20 protein-coding genes and 1 pseudogene are annotated in these 22,272 nt (G+C 71.8%); 15 read left to right on the forward strand and 6 right to left on the reverse strand.

Going from position 1 to position 22,272, the window contains the following annotated elements; genetic code table 11:
• Positions 1 to 299 precede the first annotated feature (299 nt).
• The 3 genes from ACFY9E_RS25435 to ACFY9E_RS25445 all read left to right on the forward strand — a co-directional run bounded on the left by ACFY9E_RS25435 (position 300) and on the right by ACFY9E_RS25445 (position 3,156).
• Positions 300 to 1,349, forward strand: a complete 1,050-nt coding sequence (locus ACFY9E_RS25435; protein WP_390987771.1) for an LCP family protein — start codon at positions 300 to 302, stop codon at positions 1,347 to 1,349.
• A 128-nt stretch (positions 1,350 to 1,477) separates the two neighbouring features.
• Positions 1,478 to 1,834, forward strand: a complete 357-nt coding sequence (locus tag ACFY9E_RS25440; RefSeq protein WP_390987772.1) for a YciI family protein — start codon at positions 1,478 to 1,480, stop codon at positions 1,832 to 1,834.
• 47 nt (positions 1,835 to 1,881) lie between these two features.
• Positions 1,882 to 3,156 (forward strand): sigma-70 family RNA polymerase sigma factor, encoded by a 1,275-nt coding sequence (locus ACFY9E_RS25445; RefSeq protein ID WP_390987774.1) that lies wholly within the window; start codon positions 1,882 to 1,884, stop codon positions 3,154 to 3,156.
• Between the two features lie 3 nt (positions 3,157 to 3,159).
• Here ACFY9E_RS25445 and ACFY9E_RS25450 read toward each other — a convergent pair whose 3' ends face one another.
• Entirely contained in the window at positions 3,160 to 4,323 is a 1,164-nt protein-coding gene (locus tag ACFY9E_RS25450) for a methyltransferase domain-containing protein (RefSeq protein ID WP_390987775.1), read from the reverse strand.
• Between the two features lie 119 nt (positions 4,324 to 4,442).
• Between ACFY9E_RS25450 and ACFY9E_RS25455 the strand changes: the two genes are divergently transcribed.
• The 6 genes and pseudogenes from ACFY9E_RS25455 to ACFY9E_RS25480 all read left to right on the forward strand — a co-directional run.
• Entirely contained in the window at positions 4,443 to 5,381 is a 939-nt protein-coding gene (locus ACFY9E_RS25455) for a polysaccharide deacetylase family protein (RefSeq protein WP_390987776.1), read from the forward strand.
• Positions 5,378 to 6,124, forward strand: coding sequence for a polysaccharide deacetylase family protein (locus tag ACFY9E_RS25460; RefSeq protein ID WP_390987777.1), 747 nt, complete (start codon positions 5,378 to 5,380; stop codon positions 6,122 to 6,124). Before ACFY9E_RS25455 ends, ACFY9E_RS25460 begins: the two co-directional genes overlap by 4 nt.
• A gap of 169 nt (positions 6,125 to 6,293) precedes the next feature.
• Positions 6,294 to 6,602, forward strand: a complete 309-nt coding sequence (gene groES, locus ACFY9E_RS25465) for a co-chaperone GroES (RefSeq protein ID WP_003974211.1) — start codon at positions 6,294 to 6,296, stop codon at positions 6,600 to 6,602.
• Between the two features lie 115 nt (positions 6,603 to 6,717).
• Complete coding sequence (gene groL / locus ACFY9E_RS25470; protein ID WP_352117670.1) at positions 6,718 to 8,343, forward strand: chaperonin GroEL; 1,626 nt, start codon at positions 6,718 to 6,720, stop codon at positions 8,341 to 8,343.
• A 172-nt stretch (positions 8,344 to 8,515) separates the two neighbouring features.
• On the forward strand, positions 8,516 to 9,574 hold the full coding sequence (locus ACFY9E_RS25475; protein WP_390987779.1) for a hypothetical protein: 1,059 nt from the start codon (positions 8,516 to 8,518) through the stop codon (positions 9,572 to 9,574).
• Between the two features lie 327 nt (positions 9,575 to 9,901).
• A pseudogene (locus ACFY9E_RS25480) lies at positions 9,902 to 10,195 on the forward strand (DUF6234 family protein); the annotation flags it as partial.
• Positions 10,196 to 10,303: 108 nt separating this feature from the next.
• Here the strand turns inward: ACFY9E_RS25480 and ACFY9E_RS25485 are convergent.
• From ACFY9E_RS25485 to ACFY9E_RS25495, 3 genes are all read right to left on the reverse strand, one after another.
• Positions 10,304 to 11,011 carry an ester cyclase gene (locus ACFY9E_RS25485; protein WP_390987780.1) on the reverse strand — a complete coding sequence of 236 codons (708 nt, stop codon included), beginning with the start codon at positions 11,009 to 11,011 and terminating at the stop codon, positions 10,304 to 10,306.
• Positions 11,012 to 11,150: 139 nt separating this feature from the next.
• A complete protein-coding gene (locus tag ACFY9E_RS25490; RefSeq protein ID WP_390987781.1) occupies positions 11,151 to 11,924 on the reverse strand; it encodes an SDR family NAD(P)-dependent oxidoreductase in 774 nt (257 codons plus the stop codon).
• A gap of 94 nt (positions 11,925 to 12,018) precedes the next feature.
• A complete protein-coding gene (locus tag ACFY9E_RS25495) occupies positions 12,019 to 12,687 on the reverse strand; it encodes an MOSC domain-containing protein (protein WP_390987782.1) in 669 nt (222 codons plus the stop codon).
• A gap of 80 nt (positions 12,688 to 12,767) precedes the next feature.
• Between ACFY9E_RS25495 and ACFY9E_RS25500 the strand changes: the two genes are divergently transcribed.
• A complete protein-coding gene (locus tag ACFY9E_RS25500) occupies positions 12,768 to 13,664 on the forward strand; it encodes a LysR substrate-binding domain-containing protein (RefSeq protein ID WP_390987784.1) in 897 nt (298 codons plus the stop codon).
• A gap of 65 nt (positions 13,665 to 13,729) precedes the next feature.
• Here the strand turns inward: ACFY9E_RS25500 and ACFY9E_RS25505 are convergent, their stop codons facing one another.
• Positions 13,730 to 14,059 (reverse strand): WhiB family transcriptional regulator, encoded by a 330-nt coding sequence (locus ACFY9E_RS25505; RefSeq protein WP_352117699.1) that lies wholly within the window; start codon positions 14,057 to 14,059, stop codon positions 13,730 to 13,732.
• A 380-nt stretch (positions 14,060 to 14,439) separates the two neighbouring features.
• Here ACFY9E_RS25505 and ACFY9E_RS25510 point away from each other — a divergent pair, with 380 nt between their 5' ends.
• The 4 genes from ACFY9E_RS25510 to ACFY9E_RS25525 all read left to right on the forward strand — a co-directional run bounded on the left by ACFY9E_RS25510 (position 14,440) and on the right by ACFY9E_RS25525 (position 18,997).
• Positions 14,440 to 15,051 (forward strand): response regulator transcription factor, encoded by a 612-nt coding sequence (locus ACFY9E_RS25510; RefSeq protein ID WP_003948568.1) that lies wholly within the window; start codon positions 14,440 to 14,442, stop codon positions 15,049 to 15,051.
• A 469-nt stretch (positions 15,052 to 15,520) separates the two neighbouring features.
• On the forward strand, positions 15,521 to 16,108 hold the full coding sequence (locus ACFY9E_RS25515) for a sigma-70 family RNA polymerase sigma factor (protein ID WP_033311556.1): 588 nt from the start codon (positions 15,521 to 15,523) through the stop codon (positions 16,106 to 16,108).
• 153 nt (positions 16,109 to 16,261) lie between these two features.
• A complete protein-coding gene (gene guaB, locus ACFY9E_RS25520) occupies positions 16,262 to 17,767 on the forward strand; it encodes an IMP dehydrogenase (RefSeq protein ID WP_390987788.1) in 1,506 nt (501 codons plus the stop codon).
• A gap of 105 nt (positions 17,768 to 17,872) precedes the next feature.
• On the forward strand, positions 17,873 to 18,997 hold the full coding sequence (locus ACFY9E_RS25525) for a GuaB3 family IMP dehydrogenase-related protein (protein WP_390987790.1): 1,125 nt from the start codon (positions 17,873 to 17,875) through the stop codon (positions 18,995 to 18,997).
• An 82-nt stretch (positions 18,998 to 19,079) separates the two neighbouring features.
• On the opposite strand, the gene ACFY9E_RS25530 is transcribed toward ACFY9E_RS25525, so the two are convergent.
• Positions 19,080 to 20,288 carry a nucleotide sugar dehydrogenase gene (locus tag ACFY9E_RS25530; protein WP_390987791.1) on the reverse strand — a complete coding sequence of 403 codons (1,209 nt, stop codon included), beginning with the start codon at positions 20,286 to 20,288 and terminating at the stop codon, positions 19,080 to 19,082.
• Positions 20,289 to 20,559: 271 nt separating this feature from the next.
• Here ACFY9E_RS25530 and ACFY9E_RS25535 point away from each other — a divergent pair, with 271 nt between their 5' ends.
• On the forward strand, positions 20,560 to 22,272 hold the full coding sequence (locus ACFY9E_RS25535; protein WP_390987793.1) for an FAD-dependent oxidoreductase: 1,713 nt from the start codon (positions 20,560 to 20,562) through the stop codon (positions 22,270 to 22,272).

Here is a 22,272-nt window from a genome sequence, read left to right on the forward strand (position 1 = left end):
TGACCGGCATCCCTGCTGGCCGGAGTGGTCGCGGCCCGCTCCCCGCTGTTCGCGGCCCCCGCGTCGCACGCCGCCGACACGCCCCTGCGTGAACTCGGTGAAGCCCCCGACGGGAGCGCCGGGCCGGACGACGACCCCGCCACCGACGGGCGCCTGCCCGGCGACGTACGGCTTCAACGGCTCGTGGAACGGGAGCAATCCGGTGCCGGTGGTGACCCTGGGGTGAGTCCGGGCCCCGAAATCTGAGAATTTCCGAAGAAAGGGCGCCCTGAACTCCCTGCCCGTAATAATTCGGACTTATGTTCCTGCCCGTGACGGGACACCACGGGGACGAGGGCACGACAACGGGCCGGCGGTCGAGAGCGCTGAAGATCGCCGGCCTCACCCTGGCGGGGACACTGGTGCTGGGCGCGGGAGCGGCGGGCTGGGCCTACTGGCATCTCAGCGACAACATCACCGGCGTCGACATCGACAACGCGCTGGGCGACGACCGGCCGCAGAAGCCGGTGACCACGCCGTCGCCCTCGGCCCCCGCCCTGCCGAGCGAGCCCCTCAACATCCTGGTGCTCGGGTCGGACTCGCGCAGCGGCGAGGAGAACCGCAGGCTCGGCGGCGGCGACAGCTCCGGCGCCCGCTCCGACACGGCGATGGTCGTCCATCTCGACGCCGGGCGGACGAGTGCGACGGTGGTGAGCATCCCGCGCGACACCCTGGTCACCCGCCCGTCCTGCCCGCGCCCGTCCGGCGGCTCCACGGCGGTCGCCCACTTCTCCATGTTCAACAGCGCGTACGAGGTGGGCGGTCCGGTGTGCGCGGTGAAGACGGTCGAATCGCTCACCGGCATCCGCATGGACCACTACCTGGAGATCGACTTCTCCGGATTCGCCGAGCTCGTGGACGCGCTCGGCGGCGTCACCGTCACCACGGACGAGGACATCGCCGACGAGGACAGCCACCTGCGGCTGAAGGCGGGCACCCACCACCTGGACGGCACCCGGGCCCTCGCCCTGGCCCGCACCCGGCACGGCATAGGCGACGGCAGCGACCTCGGCCGCATAGGCCTCCAGCAGAAGCTGGTGAAGGCGCTGCTGGAGCAGATCGCCTCCGAGGACCTGCTGACCGACCCGGCCAAGCTGTACCGCGTCGCGGACGCGGTGACCGCCGGCCTCACCACCGACACGGGCCTGGACTCCCTCGCCGAACTGACCCGGCTCGGGCAGAGCCTGAGGGGCCTCTCGGCGAGCGGGGTGCGGACGGTGATGATGCCCGTGGTGCGGGCTCCGTCGGACCCCAACCGGGTGGTGGCCGAGGAACCCGAGGCGGGCAGGCTGTGGGAGTCACTGCGCTGACCTGCGCCGACGCGTCCCGGAAAAAATCTTCGAGGAAATCCGGCGAGCATGTCGATCCGGCGATCTCCCGATCGACGCAGGGGTGAGAGCGGGGAGAAGCCCCGCTCCGCACAGGCCGAGGAGTCACCATGCCGCGCTTTCTCACCCTGATCCGCGTCGACGAGAAGAACGCCCCCGCCGAGGGCCCGAGCCCCGAACTCATGGAGCGGATGGGCAAGCTGCTGGAGGAGATCACCAAGGCCGGGGTCATGCTCGACACGGCCGGGCTCACGCCCACCTCGGACGGCAGCCGGGTGACCTGGGAGGGCGGGCAGCTGTCCGTCACCGACGGGCCGTTCACCGAGTCCAAGGAGGTCATCGGCGGCTATTCGATCAGCCAGTGCAAGGACAAGGCCGAGGCGATCGAGTGGACCAAGCGGTTCCTGTCCACGCACGAGGACTACTGGACGATCACCGCCGAGGTCCGGCAGATCGCCGAGGACTGACCGGTCCCGCTTGGCCGGGCGGCACCACGGGTGTCTGATGGTGGGCTGTGACCCCGCAGCCCACCCCGGCATCCCGGCCCGACCCGACCGCCGAAGCCATCGAGACCGTCTTCCGCATGGAGTCGCCCCGGATCATCGCCGGTGTCACCCGGGTCGTCCGGGACGTCGGCATCGCCGAGGAACTCGCGCAGGACGCGCTGGTCGCGGCCCTGGAACAGTGGCCGCGGGACGGGGTGCCCGACAACCCGGGTGCCTGGCTCATGACCACCGCCCGCCACCGCGCCGTCGACCTGGTCCGGCGCCGCGAGAACTACGCCCGCAAGCTGGCGGAGATCGGCCGGGACCTGCCGGCCGCGGCTCCCCCGGAGGAACCCGCCGACCCGGACGGCATCGACGACGACCTGCTGCGCCTGGTCTTCACCGCCTGCCACCCGGTGCTGTCCACCGAGGCCCGCACCGCCCTCACCCTGCGCCTGCTCGGCGGCCTGACCACGGCCGAGATCGCCCGCGCCTTCCTGGTCCCCGAGCCGACGATCGCGCAGCGCATCGTCCGCGCCAAACGCACCCTCGCGACCAGGAACATCGCCTTCGAGGTGCCCCACGGCCCCGACCGCGAGGCGCGCCTCGGCTCGGTCCTCGACGTCATCTACCTGATCTTCAACGAGGGGTACGCCGCCACGGCCGGCGACGACTGGCTCCGCCCGTCCCTGTGCGAGGACGCCCTGCGCCTGGCCCGGGTGCTCTCGGCGCTCATGCCGAAGGAACCCGAGGTGCACGGCCTCACCGCACTCCTGGAGCTCCAGGCCTCCCGTACGACGGCCCGCACCGGCCCCTCGGGCGAGCCGGTCCTCCTGAAGGACCAGAACCGCTCCCGCTGGAACCGCATGCTCATCGCCCGGGGTATCGCCGCACTGGGCCGGGCCGAGGCCACCTCCTCCGGCGCCCCGGGCCCGTACACCCTCCAGGCGGCCATCGCCGCCTGCCACGCGCACGCGTACACCTACGAGGAGACCGACTGGTCCCGCATCGCCACCCTCTACGGCCTCCTGGCCGCCCGTTCCCCGTCCCCGGTCGTGGAGCTGAACCGCGCGGTGGCCGTCTCGATGTCCGAGGGCCCGGCTGCGGCCCTCACCCTCGTCGACGCCCTGGCCGGCGACCCGGCCCTGCGGGACTACCACCTGCTGCCCAGCGTCCGAGGCGACCTCCTCGCCCGCCTGGGCCGTCCAGGGGAAGCCCGGGCCGAGTTCGAACGGGCGGCGTCCCTCACCCGGAACGAGCGGGAGCGGGAGCTGCTGCTGCGCCGGGCCGCCGAACAGCCGTGACGGTCAGGCGGGGTGCCCGATGAGCATCGCCGGTGCCCCCGCGACCCGGGTCAGGAACACGGTGGCCGCGTGCGGGCCCTGCGGCTTGACCTTCCTGCGGAGCTCCTCCGGCTCCACCGCCGAGCCCCGCTTCTTGACGGTCAGCGTGCCGACCCGCCGCTCCCGCAGCAGCGCCTTCAGCCTCTTGAGGTTGAAGGGCAGATGGTCGGTGATCTCGTAGGCCGTGGCGTACGGGGTGGGGTGCAGGGCGTCGGCCGTGACGTACGCGATGGTCGCGTCGAGCAGCCCGCCATCAACCTCGTCGGCCACCTCGGCGACCAGGTGGGCGCGGATGACGGCGCCGTCGGGCTCGTACAGGTAGCGGCCGGGCGGGCGGACCTCCGGGTCGGGCAGGCCGCGGGAGAGCAGCGTCCGGGGGCCCGGCAGGAGGGTGGCCCGGACCGCCGCGGGCTCGGTGCCGAACCACAGCACCGCCTCCTTGACGTCCCCGCCGTCGGAGATCCACTCGGCCTCCGCGTCCTCGGGGACCGCCTCGTGCGGGATGCCGGGGGCGACCTTCAGCGCGGCGGCCCGGGGCGCCCGGCGGGCGGCGGAGACCGCCCAGGACAGGGGCGGTGAGTAGGCCTCGGGGTCGAAGATCCGGCCCCGGCCGCCGCGCCGGGCGGGGTCGACGAACACGGCGTCGAAACCGGCCGTGTCCACGTCCCTGACGTCCCCCTCGCGCACCTCGATGAGGCCGGCCAGGCCCAGCGCGTCGGCGTTGGCCCGGGCCGTCGCGGCCGTCTGCGGGTCCCGGTCCACGGCCAGCACCCGGATCCCGGCGCGGGCCAGCGCGATCGCGTCACCGCCGATGCCGCAGCACAGGTCGGCGACCGAGGTGACGCCCAGGCCGGCCATGCGCCGGGCCCGGTAGGCCGCCACGCTCGCCCGGGTCGACTGCTCGACCCCGTTCGGCGTGAAGAACATCCGGCCCGCGTCCTCGGCCCCGAACTTCACCGCCGCCCGCTGCCGCAGCCGCGCCTGGCCCAGCGCCGCCGACACCAGCTCGGCGGGATGCTCGCGGCGCAGCCGGGTCGCGACGGCCAGCTCCTGCGCCGGGTCGGTGTCCCGCACCTCGTCGAGGAGGGCGCGGCCTTCGGGGCTGAGGAGGGGAGCGAGGTCGTTCACCGGATCATTGTCGGCCACGGCGGCGGCCGGGGGGCGTGTGGGCCAGTCGGTGGATGGTGGGCCACCGGCCGCGGTGTCGGGGCGGGATCGGCCGGAGGGGGCTGCGAGGATCCGGCACCATGCGAGCAGTCGTACAAAATGACAAAAGCCGGGCATCGGGGCGGGCGTCCGCCGGCGCGCGGATCGTCCTGGGCGTGCTCGTCCTCGCCGCCATCGCCTCCGGCTGCGCGCAGGGCGGCGGCAGCGACCGGGTCACCCCGGCCGGCGGCCAGCAGCCCCTCGACGCGCCCCCGGCCCGCGCGCTCGACTCCTACGCCACCAAGCTGCGCGCCGCGCACGCCGCCCGGGTCGCCGCCGCACACCGCTGGAACCTGCGCAAGGTCCCCCTGGCCGCCCCGCCGCCTCCCGCGACGAAGCCCAGGATCAGGACCCGCAAGGGCTTCGAGGTGGACGGCCACCGGGAGCTGGACCTCCCGCCCGTCTTCACCGCGGTCCCCACCCGGGACAAGGTCGTCTTCCTCACCATCGACGACGGCGCTGAGAAGGACCCGGCGTTCCTGCGGATGACGAGCGACCTGGACCTCCCGTACACGGCCTTCCTCAGCGGCTACCTGATCAAGGACGACCCCCGTTACTTCCGGAGGATGCAGTCCCAGGGCGTGGTCCTGAACAACCACACCCTCCACCACCCCGACCTGCGGGGCCAGTCGTACCGGGCGCAGAAGCGCGAGATCTGCGGCATGCAGCGCTACATGGAGCGGCGGTTCGGCCACCGGCCCGCCCTCTTCCGCCCACCCTTCGGCAGCTACGACCGGGCGACCCTGCGCGCCGCCAAGGCCTGCGGCATCGCCTACGCGCCCCTGTGGAACGAAGAGGTCTTCGCCGACCACTGGGAGTACCGCGAGGCGGACCGGAAGCTGCGCCCGGGCGACATCGTCCTCACGCACTTCCGGGGTCGCGACCAGTGGAAGGGCACGATGGCCGACATGGTCCGCCGCTTCCTGAACAAGGTCACGGCCCAGGGCTACGCGGTCGGGCGGCTGGAGGACTACCTGTGAGGCGGCCGGCCGCCGCCCTGCTGTGCGCCGTCCTGCTCGCCGGCTGCGCCGGGGCGGGGCAGCGGCCGGGCACCGCCGACGGGCGGGCCCGGGACCCGGCCGGTGCGGTGGGCGGCACCCGCCGGCTGCCGCCCGTCGTGGACCACGTCGCCACCCGCGACCCGGTCGTCTTCCTCACCTACGACGACGGGGCCGAACGCGACCCCCGCTTCGTCGGCCTCGTGCGCGAACGGCGGCTCCCGGTCAGCATGTTCCTCACGGACAGCGTCGTGGGACCCGGCTACGGCCACTTCGCCCGGCTGCGCGCGGTCGGCGCGTCCATCCAGAACCACACGCTCGACCACCCCGCCCTGCGCGGCCTGCCCTATGCCGGCCAGCGCGCCGAGATCTGCGGCCAGCAGCACAAACTGCGCTCCCGCTTCGGCATCAGCCCCCGCCTCTTCCGCCCGCCCTACGGCACCTACGACACGACGACCCTGCGCGCCGCGGCCGACTGCGGCATCACGGCGGTCGTCCTGTGGCGGGCGTCCCTGAACGCCGAGGGCGAACTGACGTACACCCGCGGCCGCTCCGGGCTGCGGCCCGGGGACATCGTCTCGGTCCCGTCGGGCGAGACGGCCTCCCCGACCCTGACGGAACGGACCGTGCGGCTGCTGCGGGAGATCGAGCGGAGAGGGCTGCGGGTGGGGCGGCTGGAGGACCACCTGGAGAGAACACCCGGCCGACGCGCCGCGGGCAATTAGCAGTCCGCTTGACCGAGTGCTAATCGCAGTCATAGTCTCGGGTCTGGCACTCCCCCTAGGAGAGTGCCAACACAGCGACGGGCAGGTCCGGCACCCGCGACGACGGATCCACCTGGTCGCCACCTCAGACAGTTAACCCCGTGAGATCTCCGAAGGGGGAGGTCGGATCGTGACGACCACCAGCTCCAAGGTTGCCATCAAGCCGCTCGAGGACCGCATTGTGGTCCAGCCGCTCGACGCCGAGCAGACCACCGCCTCTGGCCTGGTCATCCCGGACACCGCCAAGGAGAAGCCCCAGGAGGGCGTCGTCCTGGCCGTGGGCCCGGGCCGGTTCGAGGACGGCAACCGTCTTCCGCTCGACGTCTCCGTCGGTGACGTCGTGCTCTACAGCAAGTACGGCGGCACCGAGGTGAAGTACAACGGCGAGGAGTACCTCGTCCTCTCGGCCCGCGACGTGCTCGCGATCGTCGAGAAGTAATTCACCCCAAGCACATTGCTTTGAACTGCGCCCCTGGCCCCCGCGATCGCTATGAAGCCGGGCGCCCGGGGCGCAGTGCCGTAACCCCTGATTCCGGAAGAGGGCTCACGCTCCCATGGCGAAGATCCTGAAGTTCGACGAGGACGCCCGTCGCGCCCTCGAGCGCGGCGTCAACAAGCTTGCCGACACGGTCAAGGTGACGATCGGCCCCAAGGGCCGCAACGTCGTCATCGACAAGAAGTTCGGCGCTCCCACCATCACCAACGACGGTGTCACGATCGCCCGCGAGGTCGAGATCGAGGACCCGTACGAGAACCTCGGTGCCCAGCTGGTCAAGGAGGTGGCGACCAAGACCAACGACATCGCGGGTGACGGTACGACCACCGCGACCGTGCTCGCCCAGGCGCTCGTGCGCGAGGGCCTGAAGAACGTCGCCGCCGGTGCTTCCCCGGCCGCCCTGAAGAAGGGCATCGACGCCGCCGTCGCCGCTGTCTCCGAGGAACTGCTCGCGTCGGCCCGCCCGATCGACGAGAAGTCCGACATCGCCGCCGTCGCCGCCCTGTCCGCCCAGGACAGCCAGGTCGGCGAGCTCATCGCCGAGGCGATGGACAAGGTCGGCAAGGACGGTGTCATCACCGTCGAGGAGTCCAACACCTTCGGTCTGGAGCTGGACTTCACCGAGGGCATGGCCTTCGACAAGGGCTACCTGTCGCCGTACTTCGTGACGGACCAGGAGCGCATGGAAGCCGTCCTGGACGACCCGTACATCCTCATCACGCAGGGCAAGATCTCCGCCATCGCGGACCTCCTGCCGCTGCTGGAGAAGGTCATCCAGTCCAACGCCTCCAAGCCGCTGCTGATCATCGCCGAGGACGTCGAGGGCGAGGCCCTGTCGACCCTCGTCGTGAACAAGATCCGCGGCACCTTCAACGCCGTCGCCGTGAAGGCCCCCGGCTTCGGCGACCGCCGCAAGGCGATGCTGCAGGACCTGGCCGTCCTCACCGGCGCCACGGTCGTCTCCGAGGAGGTCGGCCTCAAGCTCGACCAGGTCGGCCTGGACGTGCTCGGCTCCGCCCGCCGCGTCACCGTCACCAAGGACGACACCACGGTCGTCGACGGCGCCGGCAACAAGGACGACGTGCAGGGCCGCGTCGCCCAGATCAAGGCCGAGATCGAGTCCACCGACTCCGACTGGGACCGCGAGAAGCTCCAGGAGCGCCTCGCGAAGCTGGCCGGCGGCGTGTGCGTCATCCGTGTGGGTGCCGCCACCGAGGTCGAGCTCAAGGAGCGCAAGCACCGTCTGGAGGACGCCATCTCCGCGACCCGCGCCGCGGTCGAGGAGGGCATCGTCTCCGGTGGTGGCTCCGCGCTGGTCCACGCCGTCAAGGTCCTCGAGGGCAACCTCGGCAAGACCGGCGACGAGGCCACGGGCGTCGCGGTCGTCCGCAAGGCCGCCGTCGAGCCGCTGCGCTGGATCGCCGAGAACGCCGGCCTCGAGGGTTACGTCATCACCTCCAAGGTCGCCGAGCTCGACAAGGGCCAGGGCTTCAACGCCGCCACCGGCGAGTACGGCGACCTGGTCAAGGCCGGCGTCATCGACCCGGTCAAGGTCACCCGCTCCGCCCTGGAGAACGCCGCCTCCATCGCCTCCCTCCTCCTCACGACCGAGACCCTGGTCGTCGAGAAGAAGGAAGAGGAGGAGCCGGCCGCCGGTGGTCACAGCCACGGCCACTCCCACTGAGGCATGACGGCTGAGGGCTGACGACGTCGGTCCGCCCGAGCCCGAGCGAAGGCCCGGCACCCCGGAGACGGGGCCGCCGGGCCTTCGCCGTGCCGTCCTCCGCCGGTCGGGGAACCGCGCCGGGGCCGGCGACGGTCTACCCACAGGGCAGTCGGATCATGAGGGGGTAGGGATGAACCAGGTGCTCTACGGGGAACGGTCCCGCAACCCGCTGGCGCGGACGGTGCGGCTCACCGAGGACGGACTGCGCAGGGGCGGCAGGACGACCCCGCTGGACGAGCTGAACCTCGCCGCCATGGCAGAAGCGTTCCTGCGGGGCTGCTGGCTCGGCGGCGGGGGCACCGAACGCCCCTTGGGCGCGTTGCCGCAGGGCCCCGGCGTCGTCCCGGTCACCCGCGTGACCGGCACCACCACTCCCCTGAAGACCCGTCACGCTGCCGACTTCGCCCGCGCGCTGGGCGAACTGGCGGTACGCAGGTGCGGCGGGCCGGACCACGTGGCCGACCTCGCCGCACGGGCGCAGGCGGAAGGCGTACCGCTGTGGATCGCCCGCCGCCACGCGCCCGGCCCCGCCGGACGGGTGACCGTCGCCGTGGACCGGCGCTCGGTACGCGTGGACGTCTGGGGCCCGCACGCCCCCGCCGTGCGCCTGTGGGCACCGTACGGCTACCGCCCCGACACCGCCGACCGGGCCAACGGCCTGGTCATGGCCGTCGGTGACGTCACCGCACGGCTCGAACTCCGCAAGAAGGTGCGCAAGTCCAAGAGCAAGGTCGAGATCGGCCTGCCGGACCGGCTCTGGACCCTGCGCCGCGAGAACGCCGTGAGCTCGTGGCTGCTGCGCGACGACCAGCGGGTCGCGCTGCTGACCCGCCCCTCACGGCGATCCGGCCCCCCGCCGGGCTCGGTGCTGCTGCCGTTGGCCGACGTGCACCACGAGAGCCCCGACCCCCTGGACGCCGTGATGGCCCACGCGGTCGCGGTGTCCTTCGGCCTCGGCGACACCACGGGCCTGGCCAGGTTCCGCGCCGTGGGCTCCCGCCGGAACACGGGCGACGACATCTGGGAGCGCCCCTGGTTCAGCAACCTCGGCAGGGACCGCGACGACAACGAACCCGGCGGCGGCGACGGCTGGGGCAGCGACGGCGGGGACGGGGGCGACGGGGGCGGCGGTGACGGCGGCGGTGACGGCGGCGGTGGGGACGGAGGGGGCGGCGGCGGAGGCGACTAGCCGTCCGGCGGCGGCACCCTGCACATCTCCTGACACCCGCGGCTCACCGAGATGTGCTGCGGCCGAACTCCGTGATGTTGACCGGGCGCGGCTCGATCCGACCGGCCCCGTCTCCGAACCGGATGCCGACGACGGCCGACCGGTAGGGGGCATCGACCGCAAGATCTCATGATCCGGGCCTCGAAGCATGCGGATGGTGGCCATGCCATTGGCTTCAAGCCCTTGGGGACGAAGATGGTGGAGAAGGACCGGCAACCGGGACGACGGTCCCCATCCTGTCGAGGTGACGGGTTCGCGGGTGGCTGCTTGACCCTGATCGTGCTGCTCATGCAGCTGCCCACCGCGTTCTTGCTGGTCCTGGCGTTGGTGATACGGGGATGGGGCCGCACGGACGAGCATGCCGGGCCGCCCGCGATGGACTGGGCGCCCGTCCTGTGGCTCGGTGCCTTCACCCTGGTCACTCTCGTGATCGCCTGGGCGTTCCTGCGCTCGGCACACCCGTTCGCAGGGACGCTCCAACTGCTCATCGCGACCGTCGCACTGATCGCCACGCTCACCGTTTGGCACGAGGAGTACGAGCGCACGCATCCGCCTGCGCTGCCGCCGTGTCCGACGAAGGCCGGGATTCTGTGCGCCCCATCGGACGATGCGGACACCACACACCCCTGGTCTCCGGTGTGTGCGCACCGTCGCCCGCCGGGCCGGGCTGACCCATGGAGCGCCGAGGGGTCAGAGCTCCGTAGGCTCCAGCGCCCCCAGCTGCTGCATCAGCCCCAGCCGGTCGTACTGCCACCAGCCCTCGGCGATCTTCCCGTCGGGTGTGCAGCGGTGGATGGTGGTGCCGGTCATGGTGACGTCCTGCCCGGTCGGCGGGATCCCCAGGAAATCGCCGGTGTGGCGCCCACGGAAGGTCCACCGGGTGCACACCCGGTCGCCCTGCGCCATCTGGTCCTCGATGGTGAACGAGAAGTCGAACCCGCCCCGCCACACCTCCACCTCGCGCCGCATCGCGTCCAGCCCGATGGTGTCCTGCACATTGGCGGGATCGTGGTCGTGGTAGTCCTCGATGAACACGTCGTTCATCGGCGGCGCGTCCCCCTGGCCGGCCGCGAGCTCGAAGAACCTGCGCGCGGTGGCCGCGTACAACTGCTCGTCCCGCACCACGTCCAGGTCCGTGAAGGTCGGCGTCCCGTCGCAGAGCGCCACCATGTCCTGGAAGATCCGGTCGGTCTCCGGCAGCCCGGAGTTGCGCATCGCGTCCTCGTACGACGGGAACTCCACGATCTCCACGATGTGCGAGGCGTCGGACCGGTCCTTCGCCACCACGCTGTGCGACGCGGTCCGCTTCCCCTTGGTCTGCTCGACCCACCGGTCCATCAGCCGGTTCATCTCGTCGAGCCGGCTGGTCCTGCATTCGATGAGCTGTACGAAGGTCATGGCCTCGCCTCCGGCCCCCCTGGGTCCGGCTGGAACAGCCTCATTGTCCCAAGGGGAAGGCCCGGATGCCTCCCGGCCCACACGGGAGCGGAGCCGGCCGGGCCGGCCGGGCGGCACGCGGCCGACCGGCCGGGTGCGCCTACTGCGGCCCGTACTTCCGCCCCGTCCTGGACGACACCGCCCCGAGCATCCCCCGCGGCACCAGCTTCGCCGCCCCCATCAGCGCCTTGTAGCGCGGGTCCGGAACGGACAGCGTCTTGCCGCGCGCCAGGTCGTGCAGCGCCGCCGCCACCAGCTTGTCCGCGTCGAGCCACATCCAGCCCGGGATGTTGTCCGTGCCCATCCCGGCCCGGTCGTGGAACTCGGTGCGCACGAACCCCGGGCACAGCGCCATCAGCCGTACGCCGCTGCCCGCCAGGTCGCGCGCCGCGCCCTGGGTGAACTGCACGACCCAGGCCTTGGACGCGCCGTAGGTGCCCCGGGGGACGAACGCGGCCACCGACGCGACGTTGACGACGCCGCCGCGGCCGCGCTCGCGCATGGCCTCGGTCGCCGCCGACGTCAGCCGCAGCACCGCCTCGCAGTGCACCTTCAGCATCCGCAGCTCGTCGGCCATCGACACGTCGAGATAGCGGCCCTTGTTGCCGAAGCCGGCGTTGTTGATCAGCAGGTCGACGGGGCTCTTGCGGTCGCCCAGGCGTGCGGCCACCGCCTCGATGCCCGTGTCCTCGGCCAGGTCGGCCGTCAGCACCTCCGCCTCGATGCCGTGCCGGTCGTGCAGCTCGGTCGCCTGTTCCCGGAGCCGCTTGGTGTCGCGGGCCACCAGCACCAGGTTGTGCCCGTCCGCCGCCAGTCGCCGCGCGAACGCGGCCCCGATGCCTGCCGTCGATCCCGTAATCAGAGCCGTTGTCATGGCAGAAGGTTAGTGACCTGGAGCGTGTGCATCCGCTTCCCCGTAGGGCCGTCCGTGGTGAAGGGTCGGTGGAGACGGGCGTGGTGAGCGGCCGTCAGCCCCCGTACTTCTCCTCGTACTCCCGCGCCGTCCTCAGCAGCTCCGGGTGCAGCGCCTCGCCCGCCGCCAGCAGGCGCGGCAGCAGCGTCCGCTCGGTCGTCACCGCCCGGAACTGCAGGGCCACGGTCACGTCGTGGTCGGGCCGGTGCACGATCTCGACGGCATCGCCCGCCCGGATCTCCCCGGGCACGATCACCCGCAGATACGCCCCGGGTGCCCCCCGCTGCGTGAACCGCTTCACCCAGCCCTTCTCGTCCATATGGCCCTGGAACGTACGGCACGGAATCCGCCCGGAGGTGATCTCCAGCACCACCTCGGGCCCCACGCGCCAGCGCTCCCCGATCAGGGCCCCGGACACGTCCAGGCCCTGGGTCGTGAGGTTCTCGCCGAACGCGCCGTCGGCCAGCGTCCGGCCCAGCTCGCGCTCCCATGCGTCCATGTCCTCGCGGGCCATGGCGTACACCGCCTGGTCGTCGCCGCCGTGGTGCTCCAGCTTGCACACCGCGTCGCCGGCCAGCCCGCTGCCGCCGATGCCCTTGGGCCCGGGCGCGGACACCCGCACCGGCCCGTCCACCGGCCGCTTGTCGATCCCGGTCACGCCCTCCGGGTTGTCCGTGTACGGCACGGCCGCGGCACGGCCCAGATTCACTGACAGAAGCCTCATGCCCGCACGGTAGGCGACCGGCCCCCAAAGCGTCGACGCATTATCGGCAGCGGCGTCAAAGGGTCGCTTATCCTCGAAGAGTGATCGAAGCTCGTCATCTCCGTGTCCTGCGCGCCGTCGCGTCCACCGGTTCCTTCTCCGCCGCGGGCCGCGAACTGGGCTGCACCCAGCCCGCCGTCAGCCAGCAGATGAAGGCCCTGGAAGCCTCCGTCGGCACGCCGCTGCTGATCCGCACCGGCCGGGAGATGCGCCTGACCCAGGCCGGTGAGGCCCTGGTGCGGCACGCCGCCGGGATTCTCGCCGGACTCACGGCCGCCGAGGAGGAGGTCGCCGCCATCGCCGGGCTGCGCGCGGGCCGGGTCCGGCTCGTCTCCTTCCCCAGTGGCAGCTCCACCCTCGTCCCCACGGCCCTCGCCGCGCTCCGCGAGGCACACCCCGGCACCCGCGTCTCGCTGGAGGAGGCCGAACCGCCCGCGTCCGTCGGCCTGCTGCGCGAGGGCGACTGCGACGTGGCACTCGCCTTCCGCTACGAGGGGGCGGCGGGCGCCGAGGAATGGGACGACCTGGTGGTACGGCCGCTGCTGTCCGACCGGCTCGTCGCGCTCGTACCGGAGCGGCACCGGCTGGCCGGCGCGGAGTCCGTCGCCATCGGCGAGCTCACCGGGGAGCCGTGGATCGCGGGCTGCCCCCGCTGCCGCGGACAGTTGATCGAGGTGTGCGCGGCGGCCGGCTTCGCCCCGCGCATCGACTTCGCGACCGACGACTACCCGGCCGTCGTCGGCCTCGTCGGCGCCGGCCTGGGCGTGGCCGTGCTGCCCCAGCTGGCCGTCGAGTCGGTACGGCCCCGGGGGGTGCGCACCGTGCGGCTCGAACCGGCGGTGCGGCGGGAGATCGTCGCGCTCACGCTGCCCGACCTCGCACAGGTCCCGGCGGTGGCCGCGACGCTCGACCAGCTGGCCCGGGCCGCCCGCCGCTAGCGACCGCCCAGCGGCGTCAAAAACCAACGGCACGCGTGCGCGTGCCTGTTTGCAGAAACGTTCCTTCAGTTGTTCGAGGCGGAGTGTCCGCCCGATGCCGACGCCGACACCAGCCGGTTGCGCGCCCGCCCCATGAGCTCTTCGCGCTCGTCCTCGGTCAGCCCGCCCCACACGCCGTACGGCTCGCGGACCGCCAGGGCGTGGGCGGCGCACTCGGCACGTACCGGGCACCTCATGCAGACCTCTTTGGCCGAGTTCTCACGAGCGCTCCTCGCCGCACCGCGCTCGCCCTCCGGATGGAAGAAGAGCGAGCTGTCCACCCCGCGACAGGCAGCCAGCAGCTGCCAGTCCCACAGGTCCGCGTTCGGTCCGGGAAGGCGGGAGAAATCTGCCATTACGTGACCCCTTGTAGCCGTTCTGGGCGGATCCGGTGTCTACGACCGTACAACTACGATCTAAGGAGATGAAAATATGACTCATTGCGAATCTAGCTCCAGACACTGGCAAAGCGGAAGAAATGGGTCTGAATGGGGCATAGGTTGTGATGAAAGTTCGAGGGTCTGCTGCGCATATCTGCACCGTGTCCGCCCCCTCACGTAGAGTGCCGAAGATGGCAGCCACCCCCGTAACTCTTTCGAGTGACCGTCGTTGAGAGTGCGAGGCGGTTGAAGGAACAAGCGCTCGGGCGGGCGTCCGAGACGGTCGACCGCACAGGTGACGATTTCGTACCAGCCTGGAGGCTCAAGGTGACGTGCATCAGCTGCGGAGGGCGGTCATGACATCCGTCCTCGTCTGCGACGACTCCCCGCTTGCCCGAGAGGCGCTCCGTCGTGCGGTCGCGACCGTGCCCGGCGTAGAGCGCGTGACGACGGCGGCCAACGGCGAGGAAGTCCTCCGCCGCTGGGGGGCCGACCGCTCGGACCTGATTCTGATGGACGTGCGCATGCCCGGACTGGGCGGCGTGGAGACGGTCCGTCGGCTGCTGTCCGCCGACCCCGGTGCGCGCATCATCATGCTCACCGTCGCCGAGGACCTGGACGGTGTGGCCCTCGCGGTCGCCGCCGGTGCCCGCGGCTATCTGCACAAGGACGCCTCCCGCGCGGAACTGCGCGCGACGGTGACCCAGGCCCTGGCCGACCCGACCTGGCGGCTCGCCCCGCGCAGGCTGCGGTCGGCCGAGATGGGCGCCGCGCCCACGCTCACAGCGCGTGAGATCCAGGTCCTCGAAGGCATGAGCCACGGCCGCTCCAACGCGGAGATCGGCCGCGAGCTGTTCCTCTCCGAGGACACCGTCAAGACCCACGCCCGGCGCCTGTTCAAGAAGCTCGGCGCCTCGGACCGGGCCCACGCGGTGGCGCTCGGCTTCCGGTGGGGTCTGGTGCGCTAGGGCCTGTCCTTCGGATCGGGCCGGCTTCGACGCCGCGCGGCCTCCGGCCAGGGCCGGAGAGCGGGGGCACACGGATGCCCCCGCGCGAGCCGCACACGCGCGGACCGGAGCCGGCGGCCGACGGCAGCGCCGGCGGGGATCTGCCCCTGCCCGAGCGAGGTCGAGAGCTCGGGAGGGCGCAGGCGAGGGCCCACGTCCCCGGGATGATCCGAACGGCAGGCCCCAGCGGTCGTGGTGAGGGCACGGAACGCCAGGTGGGCGCGGGTGGACCGGGGGTCCGCCGGAGGCCCGATGCTCGTTTCGCCGCGGATGCCGCATCCTTGAGGGTGTGGAGTTCCTCGGGGACGAGTCGGTCGAGCGGAAGGGGAGGGCGCAGGGGATGAGTGCCGGCGCACCTGCTCATAACGCTTCGGTGCACAACAACGGGCGCGGTGCCACGGACCCGGTGGCCGCAAGGCACCATGGACCGATGCGCGACGACGAGGCGGCCCATGCCCAGGGCGCGATCGGTGCGCTCGTCCACCGCGCCGTCGACGGGGACGAGCAGGCGACGCACGACCTGCTCGCCCATGTCCACCCGCTGGCCCTGCGCTACTGCCGCACTCGTCTGTCCCGCCTCCCGGGCGATGCCCGGCACTTCGTGGAGGACCTCGCCCAGGAGGTCTGCGTGGCGGTGCTCCTCGCACTGCCCCGCTACCGGGACACCGGGCGCCCCTTCGAGGCGTTCGTCTTCGCCATCGCCGCCCACAAGGTCGCCGACCTGCAACGCGCGGCCATGCGTCACCCCGGCTCGACGGCCGTCCCCTCCGACGAGATGCCCGAGCGCCCGGACGACTCCCTCGGCCCGGAGGAGCGCGCCCTGCTCAGCAGTGACGCGGAATGGGCCAAGAAACTCCTGGCCAACCTGCCCGAGAACCAGCGGGAACTGCTGCTGCTGCGGATCGCGGTGGGGCTGACGGCCGAGGAGACCGGCCAGATGTTGGGAATGTCACCCGGTGCGGTCCGGGTGGCCCAGCACAGGGCGCTGAGCCGGCTGCGGGCGCTGGCCGAGCAGTAGCCCTGCTGCAACGACCCCTCTGTTGAACAGGCGGTGCGTCGCTTCCGTACGAACATACGAAGCCCGGAGCCAGACGGAACCGTGGAATGAGACAGCCGCGCTTCCCGTTAGCATGGACATCCGCACCGATCAAGGCCATTTGGGGAAGGTGTCATGACTGCCAACGTCGACGGAGTGCCCGGTAAATTCGCGACACTCGGGCTGACCTACGACGACGTGCTGCTGCTGCCGGGTGCATCCGAGGTGCTCCCCAACGCGGTCGACACCTCGTCCCGCATCTCCCGCAACGTCCGGGTGAACATCCCGCTGCTCTCCGCGGCGATGGACAAGGTGACCGAGTCCCGCATGGCGATCGCGATGGCCCGCCAGGGCGGCGTCGGCGTGCTGCACCGCAACCTCTCCATCGAGGACCAGGTCAACCAGGTCGACCTCGTCAAGCGCTCCGAGTCCGGCATGGTCACCGACCCGATCACGGTGCACCCGGACGCGACGCTGGGCGAGGCCGACGCCCTGTGCGCCAAGTTCCGCATCAGCGGCGTCCCGGTCACCGACGGCAACAAGAAGCTGCTCGGCATCGTCACCAACCGCGACATGGCCTTCGAGACCGACCGCACGCGTCAGGTGCGCGAGGTCATGACGCCGATGCCGCTGGTCACCGGCAAGGTCGGCATCTCCGGTGCCGACGCCATGGAGCTGCTGCGCCGTCACAAGATCGAGAAGCTTCCGCTGGTCGACGACGCGGGTGTCCTCAAGGGCCTGATCACGGTCAAGGACTTCGTCAAGGCCGAGCAGTACCCCAACGCGGCGAAGGACGGCGAGGGCCGGCTGCTCGTCGGCGCGGCCGTGGGCGCCAGCCCCGAGGCCCTGGAGCGCGCCCAGGCGCTCGCCGGCGCGGGCGTGGACTTCCTGGTCGTCGACACCTCGCACGGCCACAACAGCAACGCGCTCAGCTGGATGGCGAAGATCAAGTCGAGCGTGGGCGTCGACGTGATCGGCGGCAACGTCGCCACGCGTGACGGCGCCCAGGCGCTGATCGACGCCGGCGTCGACGGCATCAAGGTCGGAGTGGGCCCCGGCTCGATCTGCACCACCCGCGTGGTCGCCGGCATCGGCGTCCCGCAGGTCACCGCCATCTACGAGGCGTCCCTCGCGGCCCGTCCGGCGGGCATCCCGCTGATCGGCGACGGCGGCCTGCAGTACTCCGGCGACATCGGCAAGGCCCTGGCCGCCGGCGCCGACACCGTGATGCTGGGCAGCCTCCTCGCCGGCTGTGAGGAGTCCCCGGGCGAGCTGCAGTTCATCAACGGCAAGCAGTTCAAGTCGTACCGCGGCATGGGCTCGCTCGGTGCGATGCAGTCCCGCGGCCAGGCCAAGTCGTACTCCAAGGACCGCTACTTCCAGGCCGAGGTCGGCTCCGACGACAAGCTCGTGCCCGAGGGCATCGAGGGCCAGGTGCCCTACCGCGGTCCGCTGGCCAACGTCCTGCACCAGCTCGTCGGCGGCCTGCGCCAGACGATGGGCTACGTGGGCGCCGCCTCCATCGAGGAGATGGAGACCAAGGGCCGCTTCGTCAGGATCACCTCCGCGGGTCTCAAGGAGAGCCACCCGCACGACATCCAGATGACGGTCGAGGCACCGAACTACAGCCGCAACAAGTAGCGGCCCGGCCTTCCGAGGGCGGCTCCGGAGCATCCGGGGCCGCCCTCGCCGTGCCCGTCGGCGATACTGGAAGACGCTGCAACGCATCAGGGAAAGGCCACAGACGTGACTGAGATCGAGATCGGGCGCGGCAAGCGCGGCCGCCGGGCGTACGCCTTCGACGACATCGCCGTCGTCCCCAGCCGCCGTACGCGGGACCCGAAGGAGGTCTCGATCGCCTGGCAGATCGACGCCTACCGCTTCGAGCTCCCCTTCCTGGCCGCCCCCATGGACTCGGTCGTCTCCCCGGCCACCGCGATCCGCATCGGCGAGCTCGGCGGCCTCGGCGTGCTGAACCTCGAAGGTCTGTGGACGCGCTACGAGGACCCGCAGCCGCTGCTCGACGAGATCGCCGAGCTGGATTCGGAGACCGCGACCCGCCGTCTGCAGGAGATCTACGCGGCTCCCATCAAGGAGGAGCTGATCGGGCAGCGCATCAAGGAGGTGCGCGACTCCGGCGTCGTCACCGCCGCCGCGCTTTCCCCGCAGCGCACCGCCCAGTTCTCCAAGGCCGTCGTGGACGCGGGCGTGGACATCTTCGTCATCCGCGGTACGACGGTCTCGGCGGAGCACGTCTCCGGGGCGTCCGAGCCGCTGAACCTGAAGCAGTTCATCTACGAGCTGGACGTCCCGGTGATCGTCGGCGGCTGCGCCACGTACACGGCGGCCCTGCACCTGATGCGCACCGGCGCGGCCGGTGTGCTGGTCGGCTTCGGCGGCGGCGCCGCGCACACCACGCGCAACGTCCTCGGCATCCAGGTCCCCATGGCGACGGCGGTCGCCGACGTGGCCGCCGCCCGCCGCGACTACATGGACGAGTCGGGCGGCCGGTACGTGCACGTGATCGCCGACGGCGGTGTCGGCTGGTCCGGCGACCTGCCCAAGGCGATCGCCTGCGGCGCCGACGCGGTCATGATGGGCTCCCCGCTGGCCCGTGCGACCGACGGCCCGGGCAAGGGCCACCACTGGGGCATGGAGGCGGTGAACGAGGAACTGCCGCGCGGCAAGAAGGTCGCCCTCGGCACGGTCGGCACCCTGGAGGAGATCCTCACGGGCCCGTCCCACACCCCGGACGGCTCGATGAACCTCTTCGGCGCGCTGCGCCGGGCCATGTCCACGACCGGTTACAGCGAGCTGAAGGAGTTCCAGCGCGTCGAGGTGACGGTGGCGGACTCGCAGCACCGGCGGTAGGCCGGGAGAACGCGGAAGGGCCGGTCACCCGGGTGGGGTGACCGGCCCTTTTCGGTGCTCCGGACCACCTGGCCCGGCCCCGTCACAACCGGTGCGCCGCCCCCGTGGGTGCCGCGCCCCGTGTGTCGAGCAGGAGCTGGGCCTTCACCGACAGGCCCTGGAGGTCGTACGTGCGGTGCTGCTGGAGCAGGATGGTCAGGTCCGCGTCGGCGGCTGCCTCGTAGAGGGAGTCCGCGCGGGGGATGGGGCGGTCGAGGACGCTCCAGGCGGGGACGTGGGGGTCGTGGTAGCTGACCGAGGCACCCAGTTCCAGCAGGCGCAGGGCGATCTCCTGGGCCGGGGTGCCCTGGAGGTCGGCGAGGTCGGGCTTGTAGGTGACGCCGAGGAGGAGCACCCGGGCGCCGCGGGCCGACTTGCCGTGTTCGTTGAGGAGTGTGGCGGCGCGCTGGACGACGTAGCCGGGCATACGGCGGTTGACCTGCTGGGCCAGTTCCACCATGCGCAGGCCGCGGCCACCGGCGGCGGTCATGTCCTGGGGTACGGAGTGGCCGCCGACGCCGGGGCCCGGGCGGAAGGCCTGGAAGCCGAACGGCTTGGTCTCCGCGCAGCGGACGACGTCCCAGAGGTCGACGCCCAGGTCGTTGCAGAGGACGGCCATCTCGTTCACGAGGGCGATGTTCACGTGCCGGTAGTTGGTCTCCAGCAGCTGCACGGTCTCCGCCTCGCGGGGACCACGCGCGCGTACCACCTTGTCGGTCAGCCGTCCGTAGAACGCGGCGGCCGACTCGGTGCAGGCCGGGGTGAGGCCGCCGATGACCTTGGGGGTGGTGGCGGGCGTGACGTCGCGGTTGCCGGGGTCGACCCGGCTGGGGGAGTACGCGAGGTGGAAGTCGCGGCCCGCGCGCAGACCGGAGCCCTCTTCGAGAAGCGGACGCAGGAATCCCTCCGTCGCCCCCGGGTGCACGGGTGACTCCAGGATCACCGTGGTGTGCGGGCGCAGACGGGCGGCCAGGGTCCGGGCGGCCGCCTCCAGCTGGCTCAGGTCTAGCCCGCCGTCCGCCCCGCGCGGCGTCGGCGCGCAGATGACCGCGGTGCGCACCCGGCCGAGCTCGGCCGGGTCGGTGGTCGGCCGGAAGCCCCCCGAGAGCATCCGGCGCAGTTCGGCGGGGCTGAGCGAGCCCGCCTCGGGTCCGGTCCGGTAGCCGATGGTGGGGATGCCGGCGGCGACGGCGGCCTGGGCCAGGGGCAGGCCGTACGGGCCGAGTCCGATGACGGCGAGATCTGCGGGCATGGCGTGGCCGTCCTTCCCGATAGCCGAAGTGGGACAGGTACGCAAGCCCTGTGGACAGGACGGGCGAGCGCAATGTCAGACTAGGAGTAAATATGACCGATATGCGGGATTGCCCGGCCGAGTTTCGGTGAGTGTTCCGTGAGCGTTGTCCACAGGCTGCGGGCCCGTGGTGGCTGAAGTCGGGCAACGCGGTCAGAATTTGGGCAGGGGGATACGGACGGGGTCTCACCCGACGGGTGCGGCCGGCGCGACCGATGAGCGGGAGGCAGCGGTGAGGACAGCGACACTCGGACCGGCGCAGCGCGCCGAGTCACTCGCATCCATGGCCGAGCGCGAGCTGGACGTGCTGGTCGTGGGCGCAGGCGTGGTCGGTGCGGGCACCGCGCTCGACGCCGTGACCCGGGGTTTGTCCACAGGTCTGGTCGAGGCGCGGGACTGGGCGTCCGGCACCTCCAGCCGGTCCAGCAAACTCATCCACGGCGGCCTGCGCTATCTGGAGATGCTCGACTTCGCGCTCGTCCGCGAGGCCCTGAAGGAGCGCGGCCTGCTGCTGGAGCGGCTCGCCCCGCATCTGGTGAAACCGGTGCCGTTCCTGTACCCGTTGCAGCACAAGGGCTGGGAGCGGCTGTACGCCGGATCGGGCGTCGCGATGTACGACGCCATGTCCATGGCCCGCGGGCACGGCCGGGGCCTGCCGATGCACCGCCACCTGACGCGCTCTCACGCCCTGCGCGTCGCCCCCTGTTTGAAGAAGGACGCGCTGGTCGGCGCGCTGCAGTACTACGACGCGCAGATGGACGACGCCCGGTACGTGACGAACCTGGTGCGCACGGCGGTGGCGTACGGCGCGAAGGCCGCCAACCGCGCGCGGGTGACGGGCTTCCTCCGTGAGGGCGAGCGGGTCGTCGGCGCCCGGGTGCAGGACGTCGAGGCGGGCGGCGAGTACGAGATCCGCGCCAAGCAGGTGGTCAACGCGACCGGTGTGTGGACGGACGACACCCAGGCGATGGTCGGGGAGCGCGGCCAGTTCCACGTCCGCGCGTCCAAGGGCATCCACCTGGTCGTGCCGCGCGACCGGATCCACTCCACGACCGGGCTGATCCTGCGCACGGAGAAGTCCGTGCTGTTCGTCATCCCCTGGGGCCGGCACTGGATCGTCGGCACCACGGACACCGACTGGGACCTCGACAAGGCCCACCCGGCCGCCTCCAGCGCGGACATCGACTACCTGCTGGACCATGTGAACTCGGTGCTCGCGGTGCCGCTCACCAGGGACGACGTCCAGGGCGTGTACGCGGGCCTGCGGCCGCTGCTCGCGGGCGAGTCGGACGCCACCAGCAAGCTGTCGCGCGAGCACACCGTGGCGCATCCGGTGCCCGGGCTGGTCGTCGTGGCGGGCGGCAAGTACACGACGTACCGGGTCATGGCCAAGGACGCGGTGGACGCGGCGGTGCACGGACTCGACATGCGCGTCGCCGAGTGCGTCACCGAAGAGGTGCCGCTGCTGGGCGCCGAGGGCTACCGGGCGCTGTGGAACGCGCGGGCGCGGATCGCCGCCCGCACCGGTCTCCACGTGGTCCGGGTCGAGCATCTGCTGAACCGCTACGGGGCGATGACCGAGGAGCTTCTCGAGCTCATCGCCGAGGACCCGTCCCTGGGCGAACCCCTGGTGGCGGCCGACGACTATCTGCGCGCCGAGATCGTCTACGCGGCCTCCCACGAGGGGGCGCGGCACCTGGACGACGTGCTGACCCGGCGGACGCGCATCTCGATCGAGACCTTCGACCGGGGCGCCCGCAGCGCCCGCGACGCCGCGGAGCTGATGGCGCCCGTGCTCGGCTGGGACAAGGACCAGATCGAGCGCGAGATCGAGCACTACCAGAAGCGGGTGGAGGCCGAGCGGGAGTCGCAGCGCCAGCCGGACGACCTGACGGCGGACGCGGCGCGACTGGGAGCGCCGGACATCGTGCCGCTGGGCCCCTGA

Origin of the sequence: Streptomyces sp. NPDC012466, from assembly GCF_042955215.1 — a bacterium.
Lineage (GTDB): Bacteria > Actinomycetota > Actinomycetes > Streptomycetales > Streptomycetaceae > Streptomyces.